Genomic DNA, 930 nt, shown 5'->3' with positions numbered 1-930 from the left:
GACCACGTTGACGATCTTGCGGGTGGCGTCGTAGGAGGCGAAGCCGTCCAGCCCGGTCTGGGTGGACGGCGTGGTGGTGACCATGCGGCCGGCCATGTCGCCGTACCACTTGTAGAGCCACCAGGTGCCGGTGGGCTGGCTGTTGTTGACGACAAGCCCGTTCATGGTGCCGTATTCGTACCAGAACGCCCTGTGTGCCGTCTCGACACCGGCACGCTCGAACTTGGCGACATAGCTGGCGATCCGGCCCGGGACGTCCACTTCGCTCGGCGCGGCGTACTCGTTGATAGAGATGCGGCGGGGGCTGATGCCGAGCGAGGACTCCAGCGCGCGGTAGTCGGCGATGTGCGCGGCGATGGTGCTGGGGTCGCCGCCCAGCTCGTGCCAGCAGATGACGTCGGGCAGCGTGCCCGCGGCCTTGGCGCTGCTCAGGAACGACGACAACCAGGAATGGTTGTAGTAGGAGATGCTCGGGCCGACGATCGGCGTCGTGGTGTCCAGCGCCCGCACGGCCCGGAAGGTGCGCGTCCAGCCGTCGTTGAAGGACCCGGCGGCGGAGGTGTTCCACGTCCCGTCGGGCTCGTTCCACAGCTCCCAGCCGATGACGTTGGTCACCGAGGTCGCGTTGCGGCGGGCGGCGACCATCGTGTTCACCTTGGCCAGCCAGTCGGTCCAGCTCACCCACTGGTAGGGGAAGTTCGGGTAGATGTCCGGCATCCGGACGTACTCCCCGGCCCCCACCCGGGTGGCCTGCGGGGCCACCAGCAGCGAGTCACCGCCGGGCGGCTGGCCGTTGGGCCGCTGCCCCACGCCCGGGGCGGGCTGCGTCAGCGAGTTGACCTTCAGCGGCAGCAGCGCGGAGTCGGCCGGGCGGCTGTTTTCCGCCAGGCCGTACAGGCCGCCGGCCGCGACGTGCGTGACCGGCCGGAA

Annotated in this window: 1 pseudogene; it reads right to left on the bottom strand. The window is 69.7% G+C overall.

Annotation, left to right across the window (positions count from 1 at the left end):
- Positions 1 to 930 (bottom strand): annotated as a pseudogene (locus FLX07_RS35820) (CBM35 domain-containing protein); the annotation flags it as partial.

Source organism: Microbispora bryophytorum (assembly GCF_006874465.1).
GTDB classification, from domain to species: Bacteria; Actinomycetota; Actinomycetes; order Streptosporangiales; family Streptosporangiaceae; genus Microbispora; species Microbispora bryophytorum.
The sequence above is the reverse complement of the archived record's forward strand: the minus strand, read 5'-3'. Positions and strand labels throughout refer to the sequence as shown.